This is a genomic window from Sporichthyaceae bacterium (assembly GCA_036493475.1).
In the GTDB taxonomy this organism is placed as follows: domain Bacteria; phylum Actinomycetota; class Actinomycetes; order Sporichthyales; family Sporichthyaceae; genus DASQPJ01.
In genome coordinates, this window is record DASXPS010000209.1 from 1 (window position 1) to 21,104 (window position 21,104).

The 21,104-nt window shown below is 69.4% G+C and carries 24 protein-coding genes and 1 tRNA gene; 12 read left to right on the forward strand and 13 right to left on the reverse strand.

The features are described 5' to 3' along the window. The 4 genes from VGJ14_19870 to VGJ14_19885 all read right to left on the reverse strand — a co-directional run. A partial coding sequence (locus tag VGJ14_19870) for a hypothetical protein (protein HEY2834686.1) occupies positions 1–610 on the reverse strand: 610 nt, incomplete at its 3' end. Between the two features lie 281 nt (positions 611–891). Then, positions 892–1,629 (reverse strand): lysophospholipid acyltransferase family protein, encoded by a 738-nt coding sequence (locus VGJ14_19875; protein HEY2834687.1) that lies wholly within the window; start codon positions 1,627–1,629, stop codon positions 892–894. 34 nt (positions 1,630–1,663) lie between these two features. Continuing rightward, on the reverse strand, positions 1,664–2,617 hold the full coding sequence (locus VGJ14_19880; protein ID HEY2834688.1) for a pirin family protein: 954 nt from the start codon (positions 2,615–2,617) through the stop codon (positions 1,664–1,666). Positions 2,618–2,668: 51 nt separating this feature from the next. Then, the gene (locus VGJ14_19885; GenBank protein HEY2834689.1) at positions 2,669–3,316 is read right to left on the reverse strand and encodes a TetR/AcrR family transcriptional regulator; all 648 of its coding nucleotides are present in this window, start codon (positions 3,314–3,316) and stop codon (positions 2,669–2,671) included. A 213-nt stretch (positions 3,317–3,529) separates the two neighbouring features. Here VGJ14_19885 and VGJ14_19890 point away from each other — a divergent pair, with 213 nt between their 5' ends. From VGJ14_19890 to VGJ14_19915, 6 genes are read left to right on the forward strand one after another with little or no spacing between them, the layout of a single operon-like run. Continuing rightward, positions 3,530–4,804: a hypothetical protein gene (locus VGJ14_19890; protein ID HEY2834690.1), complete on the forward strand. Its 1,275-nt coding sequence runs from the start codon at positions 3,530–3,532 to the stop codon at positions 4,802–4,804. Further along, positions 4,801–5,115, forward strand: coding sequence for a hypothetical protein (locus tag VGJ14_19895; GenBank protein ID HEY2834691.1), 315 nt, complete (start codon positions 4,801–4,803; stop codon positions 5,113–5,115). The genes VGJ14_19890 and VGJ14_19895 overlap by 4 nt, the downstream gene beginning before the upstream one ends. Continuing rightward, on the forward strand, positions 5,112–5,639 hold the full coding sequence (locus VGJ14_19900; protein HEY2834692.1) for a hypothetical protein: 528 nt from the start codon (positions 5,112–5,114) through the stop codon (positions 5,637–5,639). The genes VGJ14_19895 and VGJ14_19900 overlap by 4 nt, the downstream gene beginning before the upstream one ends. Next, a complete protein-coding gene (locus VGJ14_19905) occupies positions 5,636–7,558 on the forward strand; it encodes an ABC transporter permease (GenBank protein ID HEY2834693.1) in 1,923 nt (640 codons plus the stop codon). Before VGJ14_19900 ends, VGJ14_19905 begins: the two co-directional genes overlap by 4 nt. A gap of 28 nt (positions 7,559–7,586) precedes the next feature. Further along, entirely contained in the window at positions 7,587–9,056 is a 1,470-nt protein-coding gene (locus VGJ14_19910) for an ABC transporter substrate-binding protein (GenBank protein HEY2834694.1), read from the forward strand. A gap of 29 nt (positions 9,057–9,085) precedes the next feature. Next, positions 9,086–9,781, forward strand: coding sequence for an ABC transporter ATP-binding protein (locus tag VGJ14_19915; GenBank protein ID HEY2834695.1), 696 nt, complete (start codon positions 9,086–9,088; stop codon positions 9,779–9,781). Positions 9,782–9,823: 42 nt separating this feature from the next. Here VGJ14_19915 and idi read toward each other — a convergent pair whose 3' ends face one another. From idi to VGJ14_19945, 6 genes are all read right to left on the reverse strand, one after another. Further along, positions 9,824–10,369 carry an isopentenyl-diphosphate Delta-isomerase gene (idi, locus tag VGJ14_19920; GenBank protein HEY2834696.1) on the reverse strand — a complete coding sequence of 182 codons (546 nt, stop codon included), beginning with the start codon at positions 10,367–10,369 and terminating at the stop codon, positions 9,824–9,826. Continuing rightward, the gene (pgm, locus tag VGJ14_19925) at positions 10,366–12,015 is read right to left on the reverse strand and encodes a phosphoglucomutase (alpha-D-glucose-1,6-bisphosphate-dependent) (protein HEY2834697.1); all 1,650 of its coding nucleotides are present in this window, start codon (positions 12,013–12,015) and stop codon (positions 10,366–10,368) included. Before pgm ends, idi begins: the two co-directional genes overlap by 4 nt. A 92-nt stretch (positions 12,016–12,107) precedes the next feature. After that, a complete protein-coding gene (locus VGJ14_19930; protein ID HEY2834698.1) occupies positions 12,108–13,112 on the reverse strand; it encodes a sigma-70 family RNA polymerase sigma factor in 1,005 nt (334 codons plus the stop codon). Positions 13,113–13,306: 194 nt separating this feature from the next. Beyond that, positions 13,307–13,666: a co-chaperone GroES gene (locus VGJ14_19935; protein ID HEY2834699.1), complete on the reverse strand. Its 360-nt coding sequence runs from the start codon at positions 13,664–13,666 to the stop codon at positions 13,307–13,309. Positions 13,667–13,738: 72 nt separating this feature from the next. Continuing rightward, a complete protein-coding gene (locus tag VGJ14_19940) occupies positions 13,739–14,506 on the reverse strand; it encodes a hypothetical protein (protein ID HEY2834700.1) in 768 nt (255 codons plus the stop codon). A gap of 251 nt (positions 14,507–14,757) precedes the next feature. Further along, on the reverse strand, positions 14,758–15,000 hold the full coding sequence (locus VGJ14_19945) for a DUF3618 domain-containing protein (GenBank protein ID HEY2834701.1): 243 nt from the start codon (positions 14,998–15,000) through the stop codon (positions 14,758–14,760). 166 nt (positions 15,001–15,166) lie between these two features. Here VGJ14_19945 and bcp point away from each other — a divergent pair, with 166 nt between their 5' ends. Beyond that, positions 15,167–15,634, forward strand: a complete 468-nt coding sequence (bcp, locus tag VGJ14_19950) for a thioredoxin-dependent thiol peroxidase (GenBank protein HEY2834702.1) — start codon at positions 15,167–15,169, stop codon at positions 15,632–15,634. Between the two features lie 86 nt (positions 15,635–15,720). Further along, a tRNA-Leu gene (locus VGJ14_19955) sits at positions 15,721–15,802 on the forward strand. Positions 15,803–16,019: 217 nt separating this feature from the next. On the opposite strand, the gene VGJ14_19960 is transcribed toward VGJ14_19955, so the two are convergent. Beyond that, positions 16,020–16,532 carry a MaoC family dehydratase gene (locus VGJ14_19960; protein ID HEY2834703.1) on the reverse strand — a complete coding sequence of 171 codons (513 nt, stop codon included), beginning with the start codon at positions 16,530–16,532 and terminating at the stop codon, positions 16,020–16,022. A gap of 71 nt (positions 16,533–16,603) precedes the next feature. Between VGJ14_19960 and VGJ14_19965 the strand changes: the two genes are divergently transcribed. The 3 genes from VGJ14_19965 to VGJ14_19975 all read left to right on the forward strand — a co-directional run bounded on the left by VGJ14_19965 (position 16,604) and on the right by VGJ14_19975 (position 18,652). Further along, positions 16,604–16,837, forward strand: coding sequence for a hypothetical protein (locus VGJ14_19965; GenBank protein HEY2834704.1), 234 nt, complete (start codon positions 16,604–16,606; stop codon positions 16,835–16,837). Beyond that, positions 16,834–18,171: an aromatic ring-hydroxylating dioxygenase subunit alpha gene (locus VGJ14_19970; GenBank protein ID HEY2834705.1), complete on the forward strand. Its 1,338-nt coding sequence runs from the start codon at positions 16,834–16,836 to the stop codon at positions 18,169–18,171. The genes VGJ14_19965 and VGJ14_19970 overlap by 4 nt, the downstream gene beginning before the upstream one ends. A gap of 154 nt (positions 18,172–18,325) precedes the next feature. Further along, complete coding sequence (locus VGJ14_19975) at positions 18,326–18,652, forward strand: hypothetical protein (protein ID HEY2834706.1); 327 nt, start codon at positions 18,326–18,328, stop codon at positions 18,650–18,652. A gap of 105 nt (positions 18,653–18,757) precedes the next feature. Here VGJ14_19975 and VGJ14_19980 read toward each other — a convergent pair whose 3' ends face one another. Together VGJ14_19980 and VGJ14_19985 are read right to left on the reverse strand one after the other, a co-directional pair. After that, positions 18,758–19,531, reverse strand: a complete 774-nt coding sequence (locus tag VGJ14_19980; protein HEY2834707.1) for an enoyl-CoA hydratase-related protein — start codon at positions 19,529–19,531, stop codon at positions 18,758–18,760. Between the two features lie 2 nt (positions 19,532–19,533). Next, positions 19,534–20,445, reverse strand: coding sequence for an SDR family oxidoreductase (locus VGJ14_19985; GenBank protein HEY2834708.1), 912 nt, complete (start codon positions 20,443–20,445; stop codon positions 19,534–19,536). Between the two features lie 105 nt (positions 20,446–20,550). Here VGJ14_19985 and VGJ14_19990 point away from each other — a divergent pair, with 105 nt between their 5' ends. Next, entirely contained in the window at positions 20,551–21,102 is a 552-nt protein-coding gene (locus VGJ14_19990) for a MarR family transcriptional regulator (protein HEY2834709.1), read from the forward strand. The last annotated feature ends 2 nt before the right edge of the window (positions 21,103–21,104 follow it).

Genomic DNA, 21,104 nt, shown 5'->3' on the forward strand with positions numbered 1-21,104 from the left:
CGGGCAGCTTCTTGACGTCGAAGACGTAGGTCACGGCGGTGAACAGGCCACCGGCGTAGATCTTCTCGCCCTTGTGCCACACGTACTGCATGTGGTGCGGTTCGTTCTCCACCACCGGCGAGGTGGTGATCGTATTGACCACCTTGCCGTAGGTGGGCAGGCCCTTGGTGGCGTCGACCACGGCGAGGAAGTCCGGCCCGGCGCTCTCGTCCGCGACGTTGTTGTTGGCGGTCACCGGGTTCACCGACTGACCGTGGGCGATGGTCGCGCTGCCCTCGTCGCCGGCGTTACGGTCACCGGCCCAGACGACCAGGTACTCGTGGCGGATCTTGCCCTCACTGGTGACGAAGCTCTTCGCGGCGGGGTCGGTGCCGTTCAACGCGCCGCGCACCAGCTCGCGCTCCTTGGCCAGGATGGCCTTGGACGGCTGGACCAGGTGGTTGGTCGCGGTGAACACCCGACCGTCGGCAACCTTGATCGAACTGGTGCTCACCTTGATGTCCGAGGCCGACGCCGCGGAACTCTGCACCGTGAGCAGGCCCGCGGCGACGAGGACGCCGGCGCTGCCGAGGATCACGGCCCGACGGGTCGTGCGTGACTGACTGGACATGAGGCGTGACTCCCGTAGGGATTGCCGTCGGCGCCGCGTGCCCGCGGTCGCCCCGGCACCGGTCGGGGACCGGGATCGGAAAGGGGGTGAGACGTCGAGGCGCGGACGAGTGCCGGCGTTATCGCTCAGGCAGTCGCCCGGCACGAACATAACGCGCTCGCCGACCGCATCAGATCGACGTGCAGTCGGGCGACCAAAATCGTGAACGTGCTCACAAACCAGACGGTAACCCGACAAACCTGCTCAATGCAAACCAAAACGGTCGAGTTAGGTGTCGGTTGTCATTCCGGCTTGGCCGCGTCCAGCGCGCGGGCCTCGTCCGGGGCGGGCGCGCTGCCCCCCAGATGGGCGGGCAGCCACCACCGGTCGTCCTCCCCCTTGGGCGAGTCGGGGTAGTCCCGTTGGGCGCGGTCCAGCAGTTCCTGCAAGCGCCTGCGCAGCTCGTCGGTGACGGCGTTCGGATCGTCGCCGCGGGTCGGATACATGGGCTCGCCGACATAGACCAGCACCGACACGTGACGCTTCGTCAGCTCCTTGGGCCGGCCCTTGGTCCACATCCGCTGAGCGCCCCATACGGCCACCGGGACCAGCGGCGCCTTGGTGGCCAGCGCCATCCGCACGGCGCCGCTCTTGATCTCCTTGACGGTAAATGAGCGGCTGATCGTGGCCTCGGGGAACACCCCGACCACTTCGCCGGCCTTCAGCCTGGCCAACGCCTCCCGATAGGAGTTGGAGCCGGCATCCCGGTCCACCGGAATGTGGTGCATGCCGCGCATCAACGGGCCGGAGATGCGGTGATTGAACACGGCTTCCTTGGCCATGAAGCGGACCAGGCGTCTGGACGGTCGGGCGCCCCAGCCCGCGAAAATGAAATCCAGGTAGCTCACATGGTTGGAGGCGAGCACCACGGGTCCGGTACGGGGGATGTTCTCCCCGCCCTCGACCTTGATCTTCATGCCGAGCGCGGGAAACGCCACCCGGGCGAAGGCGATCACCCCGGGGTACACGCGCTCGGCCATGGGACCGGAGGGTAGACCTCAGCCGGCACAGTGCTTATCCCGGGATGACCCCGAGTCGGCCGGCCTGGTAGTCCTCGAACGCCTGCATCAGCTCTTCCTTGGTGTTCATCACGAACGGGCCGTAGTGCGCCACCGGTTCCCGGATCGGCAGGCCGCCGAGCAGCAGCACGTCCAGTCCCGCGGCGTGCCGGGCGTCCTGAGTGGTGTTTGCGCCCAGCTCGATGGCGTCGCCCGCGCCGAGCACGGCCAGCGTGCCGGTGCGCAGTTCGGTGTGCTCGGTGCCCACCCAGCCCGCACCGCTCACCCCGTAGACCAGCGCGTTGAACTGCGGGTCCCACGGCAGGCGCACAGTGGCGCCGGGGGCGATGGTGGCGTGCACCAGGGTGATCGGGGTGTGCGTGATGCCCGGACCCGCATGCCCGGCCAGCTCACCGGCGATGATGCGGAGCAGCGCACCGCCGTCGGCCGAGGAGAGCAGCGCCACCTGACCGGCGCGGATGTCCTGGTAGCGGGGCGGGGAGAACTTCTGCGCCGAGGGCAGGTTCACCCACAGCTGGAAGCCGTGGAACAGCCCACCGGAGACCACCAGGTGCTCCGGCGGCCGCTCGATGTGCAGCAGCCCGGAGCCGGCGGTCATCCACTGGGTGTCGCCGTTGCTGATCAGTCCGCCGCCGCCGTGCGAGTCCTGGTGCTGGAATTCGCCGTCGAGGATGTAGGTGACGGTCTCGAAGCCCCGGTGCGGGTGCCAGTCGGTGCCCTTGGGCTCACCCGGCGCGTACTCCACCTCGCCCATCTGGTCCATGTGAATGAACGGGTCGAGTGCGGCGAGGTTCACCCCGGCGAACGCCCGGCGCACCGGGAAACCCTCGCCCTCGTGACCACTGGGTGCCTGGATGTGACCCAACACGGGGCGGGTGGTGGTGGTCGCCGGATCCGGAGCTGCCACCCGGGGCAGCACGGCAATGTCGTCGACGGTGATGGCCGGCATCGGAACCTCCTCGGGACGGGTGCGTCACCCGGCCACAACCTGGTTGATGCGTCAACTATTCCTTATCGCGCGGCCGTTCGGCAACCCGGTGACCCGTATCCGAAGCCGGTCGCCGTCCGAGTCGGCCTGCATGGTCAACCCGATGTTGCTGTGCGCCCACTCCAGCCCCACCCGCAGGAAACGCCCGGGGTCCCGGGGGCGCTCGAACATCTGCAGGCCGATCATCACGGCCACGCCCATGTGCGCCAGCAGCCAGCACCGCTCCGGGTCGTCGATGACCAGGGCGAGGGTGTTGGCGTAGTTCTGCGCCCGGGCCCGGTCGATGCGCGCCACCGCCGCACCCACCGCCGGATCGCGGTAGCCCCAGGCCCGCAGCGCGGCCTCGGCGTCGTGCGGCAGTTCGTGCACTCGTTCGGCGGTGATCTCGAAGCGCCGCGCCGGGTCGGACAGGCCGGCCACCTCGTCCAGGATCGCCGCGTGCTCGTTCTCCCAGTGCCGCAACAGGGCGTCGGTGAATTGCGGCATGCCGGAGAAGTGGTGGTAGAAGGAGCCCTTGGTGACCTTCAGCCGCCGACACAACGCGGCGATGGTCAACGCTTCCGAGCCCTCGGTCCCCAGCAGCGCGAACGCGGCCGCGAAATAGGTCTCCCGACCCAGCCGGTTCGGGCCGCTGACCAGCGGCTTGCCCGTCGACCGCACCGAGTTGCGTCGGTACGCTGCCGTACTACCAGCGGTAATGGTCGCCCTCCGCGGTGCTCGCTGGACCCGGTCCTCCGTATCCATACCGTGCGGTACGGAATGTTGCCGTTTAACCAGTGAACGCGTACAAAGTGTTCAGAAGCATTGATACCAGACGAAACCTGGTGTTTTCCATACCCGAAGGTCTGGTAGGTACCAACGGAGGATTCACCTGTGGGTCGAGGCAAGATTGGTTCGGCAGCGCTCGCGATGGGGCTGATCGCGATCTGGGCGCCGTTCGTGGGCGGTAGCTCGGCCCGCGCCGATGCCACCTACCAGGCGCTGGCGTACTCGACCGGCATGAAGGTGATCTTCAGCAACCAGTCGATCCCGCTGGGCGTGGCACCACAGGTGCAGGGGCCGACGACGCAGGCGAAGCAGACCTCGTTGCAGCAGTCCGACGCCTACGCGGCCGGGCCGTACCCCGGTGAGGACATCGCCGGGCTGCCGGGCGTGGCCGGCGGCTCGCTGGGCGTTCCCGCGCCGGCCTACCCGTTCGTGGTGTCCACCGCGTACGGCGACGACGTGCGCCGCCTGTCCTATCCCGGCCTGGAGCTCAGCTCGGAGAGTGGTGCCACGGTCACCCAGGCCTCGGCCACCGGCGGATCCGAGGGCGCCGGAGCCACCTCACTGGCCCGCATCGTCCGGGACGGCGAAGAGGTCAGCGCGACCGCGAGTACCGACACCGACGCGCTGCGACTGGGCGAGGATCTGGTGATCAACGGCCTGCATGCCTCGGCCGACGCGGAGCGCGACGCCACCGGAAAACTGACCCGGTCCTCGTCGTTGACGTTCAGTTCGATCTCGGTGCCGGGCCTGGCGATGACCATGCCCAACCCACCGGGCTCGGCCGGCCCGCCGCAGAAACTGACCGCACCTCAGATCGGATTCGAGAACGGCACGTTCACCCTCACGGTGCCCGGTGCCCAACCCAGCGTCACGCCGATCCCGCTGGACCAAGCGCTGGCCGCGTTTGCGCAGGCCGGCTACAAGGTCACCTACCAGGCGCCGCAACAGACCGCGGACGGGATCATCGGCGCGGGGCTGCAGTTCAACACCACATTGCCCGCGCCCCCCGACGGGTCCCCCGCGGGCCTGTCCGGCACCACCCCGGTGACCGTCTCCATCGGGCTGGCCCAGGCGGAGATCTCCTACGGGGCCGAGCGGACCTCTGCCGGCACGGCCGTCGGCACCGCCCCGCCGCCGGCAACCACCGCCGCGTCACCCGTCACCCCGCTGCCCGCGGTAAGTGCGGACGTTCCGCTGCCGGATGCCGCCGCGCTGCCCGGCACCGCCCCGGCCACCGTGCCGACCTCGGACATCGCCACGCTCACCGCGGTGCGCGCCCCCCTGCACAGTGACGAGAGCTGGCTGTTCGGCGTGCTCGCCGGGGTCGGCCTGGCCGTCTGCGTCGGCGCCGTCCTGCTGATTCGAGGAGTTCGGGCATGAACGTGCTGAGCTGGGCGCGGCTGCAGTGGGACCGGGTGCTCGGTGGCACCGCGGCCGTCGCCGGCGCCGTGCTGTTGATCATCGGTTGGGTGCACGTCAGCGGTACTGGCTTCGTCGCCGAACAACTTCCCTATCTCGCCTCGGAGGGCCTGGGCGGAGTGTTCCTGCTCGGCCTGGGCACCGGGCTGTGGCTGTCCGCGGACATGCGCGATCAGTGGCGTGAGCTGCGCGCGATCCGCCACGGCATCGACGCGCAGAATGCGCGGGCACACCGCGAAAGCACCAGCGCGGAGCAGGTCCGTACCCGGTGACCAGCGTGACGGTGCCGGGCAGCCGGCGCGGCGCACTGGGCCGTGCCGCGACCCGCAACGGCCGGGCGCGCCGGGCGCACGACGGCACGCAGCCCTGGGCGCGCCGCGATGCGCTGCTGCCCGCTGTGCTCACCCTGCTCGGCGTGGTCGGGCTCTTGGTCGGCTGGCTGGGCATCAGCGACACGGTGTCGTTACCTCGGCAGTCGCGCTGGCTGGGTCTGGGCATCGGTTCGGTGGTGCTCGGCGCACTGGGCGTGGTGCTGTGGCTGGTGGCCGGGCTGACCAACCTGGGTCGGTTGCGCCGTGAGGTGTTCACCGACCTCGCCCGGCGCGCGGCGCAGGACGCGCCGGACCAGGTGATCGAGCACGCCGCGCGCTGGGGCATCGCCAAGGGCATGCGCCACCACCACCGCGCGGACTGCGAACTGCTCGAGGGCAAGGCCGTGCGCTGGCTGGACGCGGCCGAGGTGGCCGCGAGCAACACCGCGCCGTGCGGCATCTGTCGGCCGGAGGTTGACCGATGAGCGCTTACGTCCCGTTCCTGGTGTTCGGGCTGGTCTTCGGCTCTATCTACGGCATGGCCGCGATGGGGCTGGTACTCACCTACCGGACCTCGGGCATCTTCAACTTCGCGCACGGCGCGATCGGCGCCGGCGCGGCGTATGTGTTCTACGAGTTGCGCCAGCAACAGGGCATGCCGTGGCCGTTCGCCGCGGTTCTCGCGATCGTCGGCTTCGGCGCCGTGCTCGGTTTGCTGCTCGAACGACTCGCCCGCGGGCTGGCCCGGGTGCCGGTGTCGTATCAGATCGTCGGCACCGTCGGCCTGCTACTGCTCATCCGCGCCACCGCGACGTGGATCTACGGCTCGGACTACCGACTGTTCTCCTCCTTCCTGCCGCGGGACACCGCGTTCACCATCTCCGGGGTGGCGGTCACCAAGGAATCGGTGATCATCTTTCTGGCGGTCAGCGCCGCGGCCATCGGCCTGTACCTGATCGTGGAACGCAGCCGATTGGGCACCGTGATGCGTGCGGTGGTGGACGACCCGGGGTTGCTGGACACCACCGGAATCGCACCCACCCGGGTGCGCCGACAGGCCTGGCTGCTCGGTTCGGTGTTCGCCTCGGCGTCCGGCGTTTTGCTCGCCTCCCAGCAGCAGCAGTTGGACGCGACGCTGCTGTCCCTGTTGGTGGTCCAGGCCTTCGGCGCCGCGGCTATCGGCGCGTTCCGCAGCCTGCCGTTGGCCTACGGCGGTGGCATCGCCATCGGTATCGCGCAGAAGTTGGTGTCCAAGGAGACCTCGCACCACGCCTGGTTGCAGGGCCTGGACTTCAACCTGCCGTTCCTGGTGCTGTTCTTCGTGCTGCTGGTGCTCGGCCGCCGTCGCCTCGGCGACCTCGGCGCACAGGTGCGGGCGCGGGTACCGGCTCGTCGTCGCGGCACAGCGCCCGGCGCCCAGTGGCTGGTCGCCGCGGTGGGTCTGCTCGCCGCGGTGCTGGTGCCGCAGACGGTCGGCTCCCGGCTGCCGGTGTGGATCAACGCGATGAGCCAGGTGCTGTTGTTCCTCTCCCTCGGCCTGCTGGTGCACACCTCCGGCCAGGTGTCGCTGTGTCAGATGTCGTTGGCGGCGGTGGGTGCGGCGGCCTTCGCGCACGCGGTCTCCAACGGGGTGCCGTGGGGCATCGCGGTGCTGCTCGCCGGTGTGATTGCGGTGCCGGTCGGGGCAGTGGTGGCAATCCCGGCGATCCGGTTGTCCGGGCTGTTCCTCGCGTTGGCGACCCTGGGCTTCGGCATTTTCATCGCGCAGTTCTTCTACGTGAAGAGCTACATGTTCGGTTTCGCCGACCTACACACCGGTCGTCCGCACGTACTGAACCTGGACTCGGACAAGGGTTACTACTACCTGCTGTTGGCCTTCGCAGTCGCGGGCGTCGGCATGGTGGTGGCCATCGAGAAGTCCCGGTTGGGCCGGCTGCTGCGCGGCCTGGCCGATTCCCCCACCGCGTTGCAGACGTTGGGCGCGTCGGCGGATGTCACCCGGGTGCTGGTGTTCTGCCTATCCGCTTTCCTGGCCGGGATCAGCGGCGCGTTGTTCGCCGGTCAGTTCGGTTCGGTGTCCGGCACCAGCTTCAACTTCGTCGGCTCCCTGGTGATCCTCGCGGTGTTGGCCATCGCCGGGCGCACCACGGTCAAGGCCGCGATTATCGGCCCGATCGGCATGATCGTCGCCCCGGCCTATGCGCCGTCTGCCTCCGACGGCTTCCAGGTGCTGTTCGGGGCGGGTGCCATGATCGCGGCCATCTGCGCCTCCGGCGTGTTGAACACAATCTTCGGTCGGCTGAGCGCATTGGCCGGCTGGCGCGCGGAAAGCACCACCACGGCACGAGCCGAGGCGGCCCTCGGCAGGTCCGGTGCCGTGCAGGCAGCGGGAGCGCTGCGATGAGACATGCAGTAGAGATGAGGAGAACCCCATGATCCGCCGAACCGGACGACTGCGCGTCGCCCTGCTGGTAACCGCGGTGCTCGCGTTGAGCGCCTGCGGCAGCCGCGTCAGCGGTGAGGAGATCCTGGCCGGAGCCGGCGGCGGCACGGTGAAGCTCGACCCGTCCTCGGTGGCCGAACTGAAGTCGGTCGCGGGCGCCGCGGCTGCCGCGCCCGCCGCGGCAGCCGCCGGCACTGCACCCGGGGCCGCGCCGGTCGCCACCGGCACCACCGCGCAACCGCCGGCCGCCGGCACCGCGGCCACCGCGCCGAAGACCAAGGTCGGGGCGCAGAAGAACAGCGCCGGCACGGCGGCCGCCGCACCGTCGACCACCGCCGGCAGTGCCCCGTGCACTGCCCGGGGCGCGCCGGTGAAGCTCGGTCAGATCGGTGCGTTCTCCGGGGTCTCCGGCCCGATCACCGCCTCGGCGCGCACCGGGCTGGCCACCTGGGTGCAGGACGTCAACGCCCGCGGTGGCTTGGCCTGTCACCCTGTGGTGCTCTACGCGATGGACGACGGCGGGGACCCGGCCAGGGCCGCAGGCGAGGTGCAGCAGCTGCAGGACAAGGGCGCGCAGGCCATCGTCGCGGTGTTCGACCCGCTGGGTTTCGCGGGCCTGCGCGACGGGGTGGAGAAGGCCAAGATGCCGGTGATCGGCGGGGACGGCATCGACTTCTCCTGGAACTCCAGCCCGTATCTGTTCCCGGTCGGCGCCGGCCTGCTCGGCGCGATCCGTGGCGCGATCCATCAGACGGTGGCGTCCGGCAAGACCAACCTGGGACTGCTGTACTGCGTGGAGGCCAGCGTCTGCACCAACGCCGCCAAGATCATCCCCCCGGAGGTGCAGCGGGCCGGCGCCAAACAGACCTACTCCTCGGCGATATCGCTGACCCAGACCGACTTCACCGCCCAGTGCCAGGGGGCGAAGAACGCCGGGGTGCAGGCGCTGGGCATGGCCATGGACGGGGCCTCCATCGGCCGGGTGGCCCGCTCCTGTGCCGCGATCAACTATCACCCGCAGTTCGTCACCACCGGGTTGGTGCTGAGCCCGCAGAACGCCCAGGATCCGGACATCCGCAAGAACACGCTGTCCTCATCCAGCGCGGTCGCGCCGTGGATGCTCGTCGACACCGCGGGGCAGAAGGAATACCACGCCGCGCTGACGAAGTACGCGCCCGGACAGGTGCCGGACGCGGACTCGATCTATTCGTGGGCCTCGGGGAAGCTGGTGGAGGCCGCCGTCGGCGGGCTGGGGGCCGATGCCCGCAGCAAGCAGCTGACCAGTGCGGACTTCATGACGGGCCTGGGCGCGGTGAAGGACAACGACCTCGGCGGCCTGACCCCACCGATCACCTTCACCGTCGGGCAGCAGGCCGCGCCGCTGATCCATTGCACGTACGCCGAACTGCTCTCCGACAAGGGCTGGACGGCCACCACCAGCAAGCCGTTCTGCCTGTGACGGGCAGTCACATTTGATGGGTTGGCAGCATGCTTGAGCTGCGGCGGGTGAGCGCGGGGTACGGCGCTACCCGGGTGCTGCGCGACGTCACGTTGCGGGTGCCCGACGGCGCGGTGGTCGCGTTGCTCGGCGCGAACGGCGCCGGCAAGACCACGCTGCTGCGGGTGGCGGCCGGATTGCTGCGCCCGGACGAGGGCCAGTTGGTGATCGACGGGAGCGACGTCACCGGCCAGGCACCGAACCGGCTGGTGCGCCACGGGGTATGTCACATACCCGAGGGACGCGGGGTGTTCCCGTCGCTGACCGTGCGGGAGAACCTCGTGGTGCAGTCCCCGCCGGGACAGCACAGCGCCGCGATCGAGAAGGCGGCGAGCGCGTTTCCCATTCTGGGTAAGCGATTGGGCCAGGTGTCCGGGACGTTGTCCGGCGGTGAGCAACAGATGCTCGCGCTGGCCCGCGCCTACATCCAGAACCCCAAGGTGGTGTTGCTCGACGAGGTCAGCATGGGCCTGGCGCCGCTGATCGTGGACGAGATCTTCGACTTCCTGCATCGGCTGGCCGCCGGCGGCGCGAGCCTGTTGCTGGTCGAGCAGTACGTCACCAAGGCCCTGGCCCTCTCCGACTACGTCTACCTGTTGCAGCGCGGACAGGTGGCCTTCGTCGGTGAGCCCGGCGAGCTGGACGGCGAGGACCTGTTCGCCCGCTACCTGGGCCACACGGCCTGATCCCCTCGTTACGTCCGGCTGTCGCAGCGCTCTAACGCCGCGTCAGCCGGACGCAACGAGGAAATCGATGACATGGCCGCCGGCTTCCAGTTGGCGCACCTGCTCGCGGGCCCACGGCGAGATCGTGCTGTCCGGGGCGAGCGCGGCGGCGACGAACCGTGGCCAGGGCCACCATGCCACCGCCTCGACCTCAGTGGGGTCGAGGACGGGTTCGGCGTCCACCCGGGCCAGGAACACCGGACACAGTTCGTGCTCCTCGATGCCCTGAAAGCTCGCCCGGTAGGAGAAATCGGGCAGGGCGAGCAGCAGACGGGTCGGGGTCAGGCCGAGCTCCTGCTGCAGCCTACGGCGCACCGCCTGCTCCGGGTCCTCCCCCGGACCGGGGTGGCCGCAGCAACTATTGGTCCAGATGCCGGGGAACGTCGCCTTGAACAGCGCGCGTCGGCTGACCAAAAGGCGGCCCGCGGGATCGAACACGTAACTGGAGAACGCCAGGTGGTACGGCGTGGTGGCGCCGTGCACGGTGGCCTTGTCGGCCAGCCCACAAACGCTGCCGTCCGGGTCGAGCAGTACCACCTGCTCGGTCACCCGCCACCGCCGAGCGCGGCGCTGACCACATCCCGGGCCTCGGCCTGGATGCGGGCCAGATGCTCGGGGCCGGCGAAGCTCTCCGCGTAGATCTTGTAGACGTCCTCGGTGCCCGAGGGACGGGCAGCGAACCAACCGGAGTCCGTGGTGACCTTCAGCCCGCCGATCGGTGCTCCATTGCCGGGCGCGTTGACCAGACGCTGCCGGATCGGCTCGCCGGCCAACTCGGTCGCGGTGATCTGATCGGGCGTCAGCTTGCCGAGGATCGCTTTCTGTTCCCGGCTGGCCGGCGCGTCGATGCGCGCGTAGGCCGGCTCGCCGAACTTCGCGGTGAGCTCGGCGTAGTGCTCGCCGGGCGAGCGAGAGGTAACCGCGGTGATCTCCGCGGCCAACAGGCACAGCAGCAAACCGTCCTTGTCGGTGGTCCACACCGCACCGTCCCGGCACAAGAACGAGGCGCCCGCACTCTCCTCGCCGCCGAACACCAGCGAGCCATCCAGCAGGCCGTCGACGAACCACTTGAAACCCACCGGGACCTCATAGACGCGCCGGCCCAGGCTGTCCGCGACCCGGTCGATCATCGAGGAGGAGACCAGCGTCTTGCCGATGCCCGCGGCGGACGGCCAGCCGTCGCGGTGAGCCACCAGGTGCGCGATGGCCACGGCCAGGTAGTGGTTCGGGTTGAGCAGGCCCGCGTCCGGGGTGACGATGCCGTGCCGATCGGCGTCCGCGTCGTTGCCGGTGGCCAGGTCGTAGCGGTCACGTTTCTCGATCAGCGAGGCCATCGCGTACGGCGAGGAGCAGTCCATGCGGATCTTGCCGTCCCAGTCCTTGGTCATGAACCGGAACGTGGCATCCACCAAGGGATTCACCACGGTCAACGACAGGCCGTACCGCTCCGCGATCTCGCCCCAGTAGCCCACCGAGGAACCACCCAGCGGGTCCGCTCCGATGCGCACGCCCGAGGCGCGCACCGCGTCGATGTCCACGGCCAGCGGCAGGTCGCTGACGTAGCGGTCCAGGAAGTCGTAGCTGCCGGTGGTGTCCGCGACCCTCGCGCGGGACCACGGAATGCGTGACACCCCGCGCAGCCCATTGGTGAGCAACTCGTTGGCGCGGTTGGCGATCCACCCGGTGACATCGGTGTCCGCGGGACCGCCGTTGGGTGGGTTGTACTTGAAACCGCCATCGGAGGGCGGATTGTGACTGGGCGTCACCACGACGCCGTCCGCGGTGCCACCCTGTCCAGCGGCGTTGTGCACGAGCACCGCACGGGACAACGACGGGGTCGGGGTGTAACCGTCGCGGCTGTCCAACAACACCCGCACGCCGTTGGCCGCGAGCACCTCGACCGCGGTGACCACGGCCGGCTCGGACAGCGCGTGCGTGTCCTTGGCCAGGAACAGCGGGCCCTGGATGCCGGCTGCGGCGCGATGCTCACAGATCGCCTGGGTGATTGCGGCGATGTGGTCGTCGTTGAAGCTGGCGGTGAACGCGCTACCGCGGTGCCCGGAGGTGCCGAACGCGACGCGCTGGGCGGGATCGGCCGGGTCGGGATGCTCGGCGTAGTAGGCCGTGATCAGCCGGGCCACATCGACCAGGTCGCCGGGCTGCGCGGGCTGACCGGCCTGCGGGTTCGTGGTCACCCCACGAGTCTGCCCCAGCCCCCCGGGCTGACGTCATCCGCCTCGACCACCGGCGGCCCCGGTTTGGTGGTCGAGGCGACTGACAGGGGGCGTTAGTTGTGCCAGCCCTGCAACGGCGCGGAATCGTCCGTGCCACGCAGGGTGGCCAGCGCATCCTTCTCCAGCTGGCGGACCCGCTCGCGGGTCAGCCCCATCGGGGCGGCAATCTCGGCCAGCGTGCGCGGCACGCCGTCCCGCAGCCCGAAGCGCATGGTCAGCACCGCGGCCTGCCGCTCCGGCAGCGCGTTCACCATCGAGCGCAGCTGGGTGATCATCGCGTTGTGCTCGGCGATCTCCGCGGCGGCCACCGCGTCGTCGTCACAGATCAGGTCCGCGATGCGGGTCTCGCCCTCGTCACCGACCTGGGCGTCCAGGCTGACCGGTGCGCGGTTGAGTCGGCGCAACTCGTGCACCCGCTCCGGCGCTATCTCCAATTCGGCGGCCACCTCGGCGGCGCTCGGCGCACGGCCCAACGCGGCGCCCAGCGTGCGCTCCACCCGGTTGAGTCGGGACAGCTCCTCGACCACGTGCACCGGCAAGCGCACGGTCCGGCCCAACTCGCCCAGGCCACGCTGGATGGCCTGGCGGATCCACCAGGTCGCGTAGGTGGAGAACTTGTACCCACGGGCGTAGTCGAACTTCTCCACCGCGCGGATCAGGCCCAGGTTGCCCTCCTGGACGATGTCCAGGAACGCCGCGTCGCGGCCGGAGAACTTCTTGGCCACCGAGACCACCAGGCGCAGGTTCGCGCGCACCATGTGATCGCGGGCCGACTCCCCGTCAGCGGCAAGTTCGAGCAGGTCGCGGCGGCGGCGCGGGCCGAGCCGGGGCCCGCCCTTCTGCGCGGCCTCGTCCAGCAGACGACGGGCGAACACGCCGGCCTCGATGCGCTTGGCCAGGTCCACCTCCTGCTCGGCGGTGAGCAGCGCGGTGCCGCCGATCTCGTCCAAGTAGAACCGGATCAGGTCCGGGTCCTCGTTCACTTGCTCGGCGCGACGCGGCCGCCCGATGGTGGCGGTATTCGCGACGCGTCGGTTCGTGATGACCTCCGTTGACATCTGGCCCTCCTAGCCCCCGTTCGACGCCGGCGGGGCGTCGGACGGGCTATTAGGTGGGTTACCCGTCCGCGCGACGGCGGAACAACTCGTATAACTCCCGACGACACGCGGGTGTTCCCGGCGCAGGGTGGTCACGCGGTTACGGATCGAATCGCTACGCAGCGATCCCGCACGGTTACGGACGGATCGTCAGGTCACAGGTACAGACCGGCTCCGCCGTCGTTCAGCCGTTCGGCCGCCACGGCGTGCAGGTCGCGCTCGCGCAGCAGCACGAAATCGGTGCCGCGCACCTCGACCTCGGAACGGTCCTCCGGGTCGAACAGCACCCGATCGCCGATCTCGACGGTGCGCACGTTCTGGCCGACCGCCACCACCTCGGCCCAGTGCAGCCGCTTGCCCATCCGGGCGGTGGCCGGGATGACGATGCCGGCGGTGGAACGTCGCTCGCCCTCCGGGCTGTCCGCGCTCACCAGCACCCGGTCGTGCAGCAACCGGATCGGCAGCTTCTCGCCGAGGGTCGTGGCTTGCTCCCTGGCGGCCTTCGCGGAGCTCATGGCGGGAAGCGTACGCGGGGACAGACGAACGCCCCGGGGCGCAGGCCCCGGGGCGTTCGTTGAGCTGTGTGACTAGCCGCCGAGGCCGAGGCCGCTCACGACGTTGCCAAGGCCCAGCCCGTCGAGCAGGCCCGACGTCGGCGGCGCCGAGGTGCTGGTCGACGCCTTGGCATCGGGTGCCACCTGGCTGACCACCTCGCCCACGATCGGCAGACTCTTCGCGAGGTCGGTCACCGGCTTGAGCGTGCTGCCGACGGTGCTGCCGACTGTGCCGTCGACGAGGTCGGTGACCGGCTTGGTCGCTTTCACCACCGTGTCGCCGAGACCCGGCACCACACCGTCGACAGTGGAGCCCACCGTTCCGACGAGGTTGCCCACGACACCGGGCGCCGCGGCGTCGCCACTGTTGCCGCTGGACGGGTTGGTGGAGCCGTGGCTGCCACCGGCGGTGCCGCCGCCATTGTGCTGGCGCGGCACGGTGGTGCCCGAGGCCGGCGCCTGGTGCTCAGCGGTGTGCTCGGACAGACCCGTGACCACCGGGGACGCGTCGTCCAGAGCCGAGTTCACCGCCTGCCCGATCTCGACCGGGTTCGCGACGGGCGCGGCCACGGTGGTGTTCGGGGCGACCCGACCCAGCGAGTCCAGCCCGGTGCCGTGCGGCAGCACGACCGGTGCCACCAGCACCATCGCCTTCAGTGCGAGCAACAGTGCACCGGAGATACCGGCCACTGCCGCGGTCTGGCTCAGCACCTTGACCGGCCCATCGGCCTGCCCCCGGTGCGTGCTGATCGCGGCACCCCGGCTGACCCCTGCCGGCTTCCGCAATGCAAAGTCGCTCATGATTCCCCACCCCTGGAGATTGACCGTGTTGTAGCTACGTCTGCATCAGCAGAGTAGGGACGTTGCGCGACCACATGAATGACTGCCACGAGAGTTTGACCCAACGTCTACCGGTAACCCAGCGGATTCCCGCCGAACTACCACGAAGGCCCGTGACCTGCACAGATGCGTCGAGAAAGGGACAAATCGGGGCGGAACTGCGCGCGGAGCGTGGATTACCACCGACGCTGCGTCACAGTGTCAAGAATTGGTCAATGGAACCGACGCCAGACGACAACAAACACAAATGCCAGCGCCACTCCACCGGCAATTGCCACCTTATCCGTCTTCAGGCTGCCGTCGGGATTTACGACAATTCCCTTGGCGCGGGATTTGGCCTTCGCTGCGACATTTTTCGGCGCGACCCGCTCGGCTATGGCATCGATGGTCACGGCGAGTTGCTCGCGGGCGGTTTCGATCTGCGCCTCCAGCGCGTCCGGATCGCTCCTGCCCACCATCGCTCCCTGCTCGCACTCGCCCGACGCCCGCGCGCCGGCCGGAGGTCAGTCTGGCAGGTCCGGAACACTCCGGGCGCCCCGGCTCACTCCCGGCCAACGCCCCCGAGGGAAATGAACTGCGGCCCCGGGTCAAGATGGCGGGAACCGAGCTAGGGAGTGTCCCGTGTCCGTGCGCCTGTCCCCCGGCGACCCCGCGCCGGACTTCACGCTGCTCGACGCCGACGGCAACAAGGTGGCGCTGGCCGACCTGCGCGGCCGGCGGGTCATCCTCTATGTCTATCCCGCGGCGATGACCCCCGGCTGCACCACGCAGGCCTGCGATTTCCGCGACAACATCGCGCGGGTGGCCGCGGCCGGCTACACGGTGCTCGGGCTTTCCCCCGACAAGCCGGAGAAGCTGGCCAAGTTCCGGGAACGCGACGCGATCCCGTTCCCGCTGCTGTCGGACCCGGACAAGGGTGTGCTGACGGCCTACGGCGCGTTCGGCGAGAAGCAGAACTACGGCAAGACCGTGATGGGCGTCATCCGCTCCACCTTCGTGATCGACGCGGCGGGCAAGATCGAGAGCGCCCAGTACAACGTCAAGGCCACCGGCCACGTCGACCGACTACTGGCCCAGCTGGCCATCTGACCCCACCCACCCGCGCGGCCTCCGAAGAACCGTGGGCTATAGGTAGCGCTGCGTCGGACGCCGTGCGAGTTAGGGTCGCTGGCAGCGCGGGAGTGGCGGAATTGGCAGACGCGCCAGACTTAGGATCTGGTGTCCTCGGACGTGGGGGTTCAAGTCCCCCCTCCCGCACAAGCGATTGAGGCGAGCGGAGCGCGAGCAGCGAGGAACGAGCGCTCGCGGCTCCCGAGCCGATTGAAGCTTGTTGACCAACGCGCGGGCGTTCAGTCGGGTTCGAGCGTCGACCCGTTGGGAGCACCCCTCCCGCACCCTTCTCTCGGCATCCCCTCATGGCGTGTGGGGCTATCAGCCCGTTGGAATAGCCCCACACGCCATGAGACGACGGGGGTCATTCCGGTCGGCGGGCGACCATGTTCATGCCGATGGCGGACATCGCGAGCTCGTCGTTCTGGTTGAACCCCTCCATGCGAGTGAACAGGATGCCGCGGTCGGGCTTGGACCGCGATGGGCGGGCCTCGATCACGGTGAACCGCGCACGCAGCACGTCGCCGGGGCGGGTGGGTACGGCGAAGCGGAGTTCGTCGATGCCGGGTGAGGCGAGGCCGGCCACCCGGCTCAGGTAGTGGTCGACGTACATCCGCATGCACAGGGCTGAGGTGTGCCAGCCGCTGGCGATCAACCCGCCGAACGGCCCGGTGCGGGCCCAGTCTCGGTCGATGTGGATGGGCTGGGGGTCGTACCGCGTCGCGAACTCGATGATGTCGTCCTCGGTGATCTCGATGTGGCCGTACTCGTAGCTCGCGCCGGGCTGGTAGTCCTCGAAGTAGCGGTCATCGATCGGCACGGAGAAGTCGGCACCGAGGGACTTGGTGGATGATTCACCGATGGCAGGCGATGGCATCGCGACAGCATGCCCCAACGAGGCCGGGCGGATTACTCCACTACCCGTTTGTTCAGTACTAGACTACTTTCGTGGCCTACCGCCTGGAGCACCCTTTCAGCGCGGCCGTCTACGCCGGTCTGGCGGACGGTCGCGTCGAGGTGACCAAGGACGGGCGCACCGGGATCTTCGCCATGGACGGCAGCTGGCTCAGCGGCGAGCTGCGCACCGCGGATCCGGAGTTGATCCGCTGGGTGGGCAGTAACGGCTACAGCCCGGCCTCCCGGCACTTGGCGGGTTTCGCCGAGGAAGGTATCCGGGAATGACCGCGCGCTCGCCCGGCGTCAGCTACGCCGACCTGCTGGACGCGGACACCCACCAGGTGCCGGAATTCCTGCGCCGTACCGGAAAGAGCGACTTCGGCACCGAGGACATCGACGCCCGCTACTACTTCGACCCCGACATCGCGCGCCGCGAGACCGAGCGGATCTGGAAGCACACCTGGCAGTTCGCCTGCCGCGAGGAGCGACTGCGCAACCCCGGCGATGTCGAGGTCTATGACATCGCCGACCTGTCGGTGCTGCTGGTGCACGGCGAGGACGGGGTGATCCGCGGGTTCTGGAACGCCTGCCTGCACCGCGGTCGGCAACTGCGCGAGGCCGGCGGCGCGGCGAGCGAACTGCAGTGCCAGTTCCACGGGTTCTGCTGGGACCTGCACGGCGAGCTCAAGCGGGTGCCCGCGCGCTGGGACTTCCCGCAGGTCGATGCCGACACCTTCCGGCTGCCGCAGGTGCGGGTGGACACCTGGGGCGGGTTCGTCTTCGTCTGCCTCGACCCCGACCAGATCCCGCTGCGCGATTACCTCGGCGAGCTCACCGAGCTGGATCATTGGGACCTGGCCGGCCGCTACACCGAGGCGCACGTCGCGAAAGTGCTGCCGTGCAACTGGAAGGTGGCGCAGGAGGCCTTCATGGAGTCCTTCCATGTGGTCACCACCCACCCGCAGTTATTGCGCGGCATCGGCGACGCGAACTCCCAATACGACGCGTGGACCTGGGTCAGCCGGGCCATCACGCCGCGGGGCACGCCCAGCCCGCACCTGAACTACGAGCCGACCGAGCAACAGATCTTCGACGCGATGATGGGCCTGGGCCTGGACGACGCCCCGATCAAGACGCTGCCGGACGACGCCCGCGCGCGCACGGTGATCGCCGCGGCCAGCCGGGCCCGGATGCGCGATTCCCTCGGCGAACGCGCGGAAACGCTGTCCGACTCCGAGTGCGTGGACACGTTTTTCTACACCGCATTCCCCAACTTCCACCCGTGGGGCTCCTACAACCGCACCTGTTACCGGTTCCGGCCCAACGGCACCGACCCGGAGACCGCGATCATGGAGGTGCTGGTGCTCTCCCCATTCCTCGGCGAACGACCCGCGGAGGCACCGGTGCGACACATCGGCCTGGACGGGTCGTTCCTGGAGGCCGGCGAACTCGGCCCGTTGGCCCGGGTGTTCTTCCAGGACGAGTACAACCTCGGCGCGGTGCAACGTGGCCTGCACACCCTGGTGCAGCACAAGCAGGGCGTCACCTTCGCCGCCTACCAGGAGACGAAGATCCGCCACTTCTACGCGGTCTACCGCGAGTTGATGGGCCCGCTCTGACATCCACTCCGGTGACGGACCTCACGCGGATCGTCCGCCGGCCTCCGGTGTCGGTGATGTAGTGCTAACAGTCGGTTAAGTCCCGGAGCAACGGTTTCGCGTGCCGGTTGGGCGGTGAAGACCGCCGTGTCCGCAAACGAGAGGAGCAGTGGACATGCACCGGATCAATAGAACCGTCATCGTGGCCGCCGTGGCCTGCCTGGCAGCACCGGCCGTGGCCGGCACCGCCTCGGCCGTCGAGGGCGCGCCGAGCACGCACGCCGTGGCGCACAAGCACCCGACACACCCCAAGGGCAAGAACGCCAAGACCAAGAAGGGTGCGGCGGGCAATCAAGCGAACCAGGCGCCCGGCGGCACCGCGCCCGGGGGCGGCAGCACCCCACCCGGCGGCGGCAGCACAGCACCCGGCGGCGGTAACACCCCACCCGGGGGCGGCACTGGGCCCAACCAGAGCCCGACCATGATCAACCTCCCCGGCTAGCCGAGCACGGCGCCTCAACCGGCAAGGGCGTCTGCTCCGCCACAGCGGCAGCAGGCGCCCTGCCCGGCCGGCTACCGGGCGGCGCCGTACAGATCTGACGAATCGTCAGTTATGGTCTGCGGCGCGGAAGTCCGGCTCGCGCTTCTGCAGGAAGGCCTTGACGCCCTCTTTGGCCTCCGAGGAGCTGAAGCAGTGCGCCTGGCCCACCGCCTCGGCTTCCACCGCGGCGGAGAACGAGCGCTCGTAGGCCTGATTGAGTTCGGCCTTGATCAGCGACAGCGCCCGACGCGGGCCGGCGGCCAGCCGAGAGGCCCAGTCCTCCACCAGCTTGTCGAGTTCGGCGTCCGGCACGGCGCGGTTGATCAGGCCGAGTTCGTGAGCCTGTGCGCCGGTGACCTTGGCCCCGAAGAAGGCCAGTTCCTTCGCCTTCTGCGGGCCGATCAGCCGGGGCAACAGCCACGAGCCCGCCCCGTCCAGCGCAACACCGCGGGTGGCGAACACCTCGCCGAACACCGCGTCCTGCGCGGCGAGCACCAAATCCGCACACAGCGCCAGGTTCGCGCCGAAGCCAATCGCCGGCCCGCGCACCTTGGCGATGGTCGGGATCGGCAACTCGTGCAGCACCCGGCAGAACTCCCCGACCCGACGCATGAACGTCAAGGGATCCGGGATCAGCGGCTCGGCCAGGTCCATGCCGGAGCAGAACGATCCGGCCGCGCCGGTGATAACCAGCACCCGGTCGCGGTGATCGGCCGCGGCCGCGTGCAGCGCGGCGATCGCCTCATCGATCAGTTCGCGGGTGACGCCGTTGCGCCGGTCCGGCCGGTTCAGCGTCAGCGTGACCACACCATCGGCGCGGTCGGTCAGCACCAGGGCCATGCTCAGACCTTGTCGGGGTTCGCGGTCCAGCCCGCGCCCTGCGGCAGGCCGGCGTCGGCGACGGCCTTGGCCAACCCGTCGATCGTCCACCGGCCCTCGGTGTCCAACTTCCAGGTCGGGTCCTTCTCCCACGGCTTGACCCGCTGCACCCGCGAGCCGCCGACGATGAACACCTCGCCGGACAGCTCACACAGCGGTGAGACCAGGTAGGCGACGATCGGGGAGACGTTGGCCGGGTCGAACCGGTCGAACTTGCCCTCCTTGGCGTCCAGCGCGTCACCGAAGGCGAGTTCGGTCAACCGGGTGCGGGCCTGCGGGGCGATCGCATTGACCCGCACCCCGTAGCGCTTCAGCTCCTTGGCGGCGACCTGGGTGAACGAGGCGATGGCGGCCTTGGCCGCGGCGTAGTTGGCCTGGCCGGGGTTGCCGAAGATCCCGGATTCGCTGGTCACGTTGACCACCGAGGCGCTGACCGGCTCGCCGGCCTTGCTGTGCTCGCGCCAGTGTTGGCTCGCCGCGCGGGTGACCAGGAAGGTGCCGCGCATGCTGACCTTGACCACCAGGTCCCAGTCGGAGTCGGCGAGGTTGACCAGCACCCGGTCGCGCAGGATGCCCGCGTTGTTCACCACCGCGTCCAGCCGACCGAAGTGCTGCACGGCGGTGGCCACGATGTTGTCCGCGCCCGCGGCCTCGGAGACGTCGTCACCGTTGGCCACGGCCTGCCCGCCGGCCGCCCGGATCTCCGCCGCGACCTCCTCGGCGGGGCCGACGCCCGCGCCGGTGCCGTCGTGTGAACCGCCCAGGTCGTTGACCACGATGCTCGCGCCCTCGGCGGCCAGCAGCAGCGCGTGCTCACGACCCAGCCCGCGGCCGGCGCCGGTGACCACCACGACCTGCCCGTCCAGGTGAGGCATCCGAGCTTCCCTTCAACAAAGGTCTAGGAATAAACTTTTGTACCATAGACAATTGAGCGCGCGATACACTAGGAGTAGAGCAAACCTTCTCCCGGAGGCAGCGGAATGGCACGTCAAACGGTCGAGGCGGGCAACACCACCGCGGTCCCGCACGATCCCGCCGAGACCCATGACCCGATGGACTGGGCGCGTCATTTCTGGCGGACCCAGGGGCTCGGCAACGGCGAGGACGCCTTCGTTGCGATGAGCTCGGTGCTGCGTTTCCACCGGCTGATGACGGTGGCCATCGAGGATGAGCTGAAGAAGCACAAGCTCAATCTCACCGACTACATGCTGCTGATGACGCTGCAACTGTCCCGGACCGGGACGCGGCCGATTTCCAAGCTGGCCAAGGGATTGCTGGTGCACGCCACCACCGCCACGTTGGCCACGGACCGGTTGGAGGCCCGCGGCCTGCTCTCTCGCCGGCCGCACCCCTCGGACCGCCGGGCCACCCTGGTGGCGATCTCCGAGGAGGGCCGGACGTTGGTCCGGCAAGCCTCCGAGGCCCTCAACGCCTTCGAGTTCGGCCTGGCCGGCACCAACCGCGAGGACCGCGCCGAACTGGTCGAGGTACTCACCCGGCTGCGTGCCGCGGCCGGCGACGACGACTCCTGACC

Bases quoted from the DNA above. Each gene is read 5' to 3' on its own strand.
- VGJ14_19875 (HEY2834687.1), bottom strand. From the start codon at position 1,629: ATGGCCGAGCGCGTGTACCCCGGGGTGATCGCCTTCGCCCGGGTGGCG.
- VGJ14_19880 (HEY2834688.1), bottom strand. From the start codon at position 2,617: ATGCCGGCCATCACCGTCGACGACATTGCCGTGCTGCCCCGGGTGGCA.
- VGJ14_19895 (HEY2834691.1), top strand. From the start codon at position 4,801: ATGAACGTGCTGAGCTGGGCGCGGCTGCAGTGGGACCGGGTGCTCGGT.
- VGJ14_19905 (HEY2834693.1), top strand. From the start codon at position 5,636: ATGAGCGCTTACGTCCCGTTCCTGGTGTTCGGGCTGGTCTTCGGCTCT.
- VGJ14_19910 (HEY2834694.1), top strand. From the start codon at position 7,587: ATGATCCGCCGAACCGGACGACTGCGCGTCGCCCTGCTGGTAACCGCG.
- VGJ14_19915 (HEY2834695.1), top strand. From the start codon at position 9,086: ATGCTTGAGCTGCGGCGGGTGAGCGCGGGGTACGGCGCTACCCGGGTG.
- VGJ14_19930 (HEY2834698.1), bottom strand. From the start codon at position 13,112: ATGTCAACGGAGGTCATCACGAACCGACGCGTCGCGAATACCGCCACC.
- VGJ14_19935 (HEY2834699.1), bottom strand. From the start codon at position 13,666: ATGAGCTCCGCGAAGGCCGCCAGGGAGCAAGCCACGACCCTCGGCGAG.
- VGJ14_19940 (HEY2834700.1), bottom strand. From the start codon at position 14,506: ATGAGCGACTTTGCATTGCGGAAGCCGGCAGGGGTCAGCCGGGGTGCC.
- VGJ14_19960 (HEY2834703.1), bottom strand. From the start codon at position 16,532: ATGCCATCGCCTGCCATCGGTGAATCATCCACCAAGTCCCTCGGTGCC.
- VGJ14_19970 (HEY2834705.1), top strand. From the start codon at position 16,834: ATGACCGCGCGCTCGCCCGGCGTCAGCTACGCCGACCTGCTGGACGCG.
- VGJ14_19975 (HEY2834706.1), top strand. From the start codon at position 18,326: ATGCACCGGATCAATAGAACCGTCATCGTGGCCGCCGTGGCCTGCCTG.
- VGJ14_19980 (HEY2834707.1), bottom strand. From the start codon at position 19,531: ATGGCCCTGGTGCTGACCGACCGCGCCGATGGTGTGGTCACGCTGACG.
- VGJ14_19985 (HEY2834708.1), bottom strand. From the start codon at position 20,445: ATGCCTCACCTGGACGGGCAGGTCGTGGTGGTCACCGGCGCCGGCCGC.
- VGJ14_19990 (HEY2834709.1), top strand. From the start codon at position 20,551: ATGGCACGTCAAACGGTCGAGGCGGGCAACACCACCGCGGTCCCGCAC.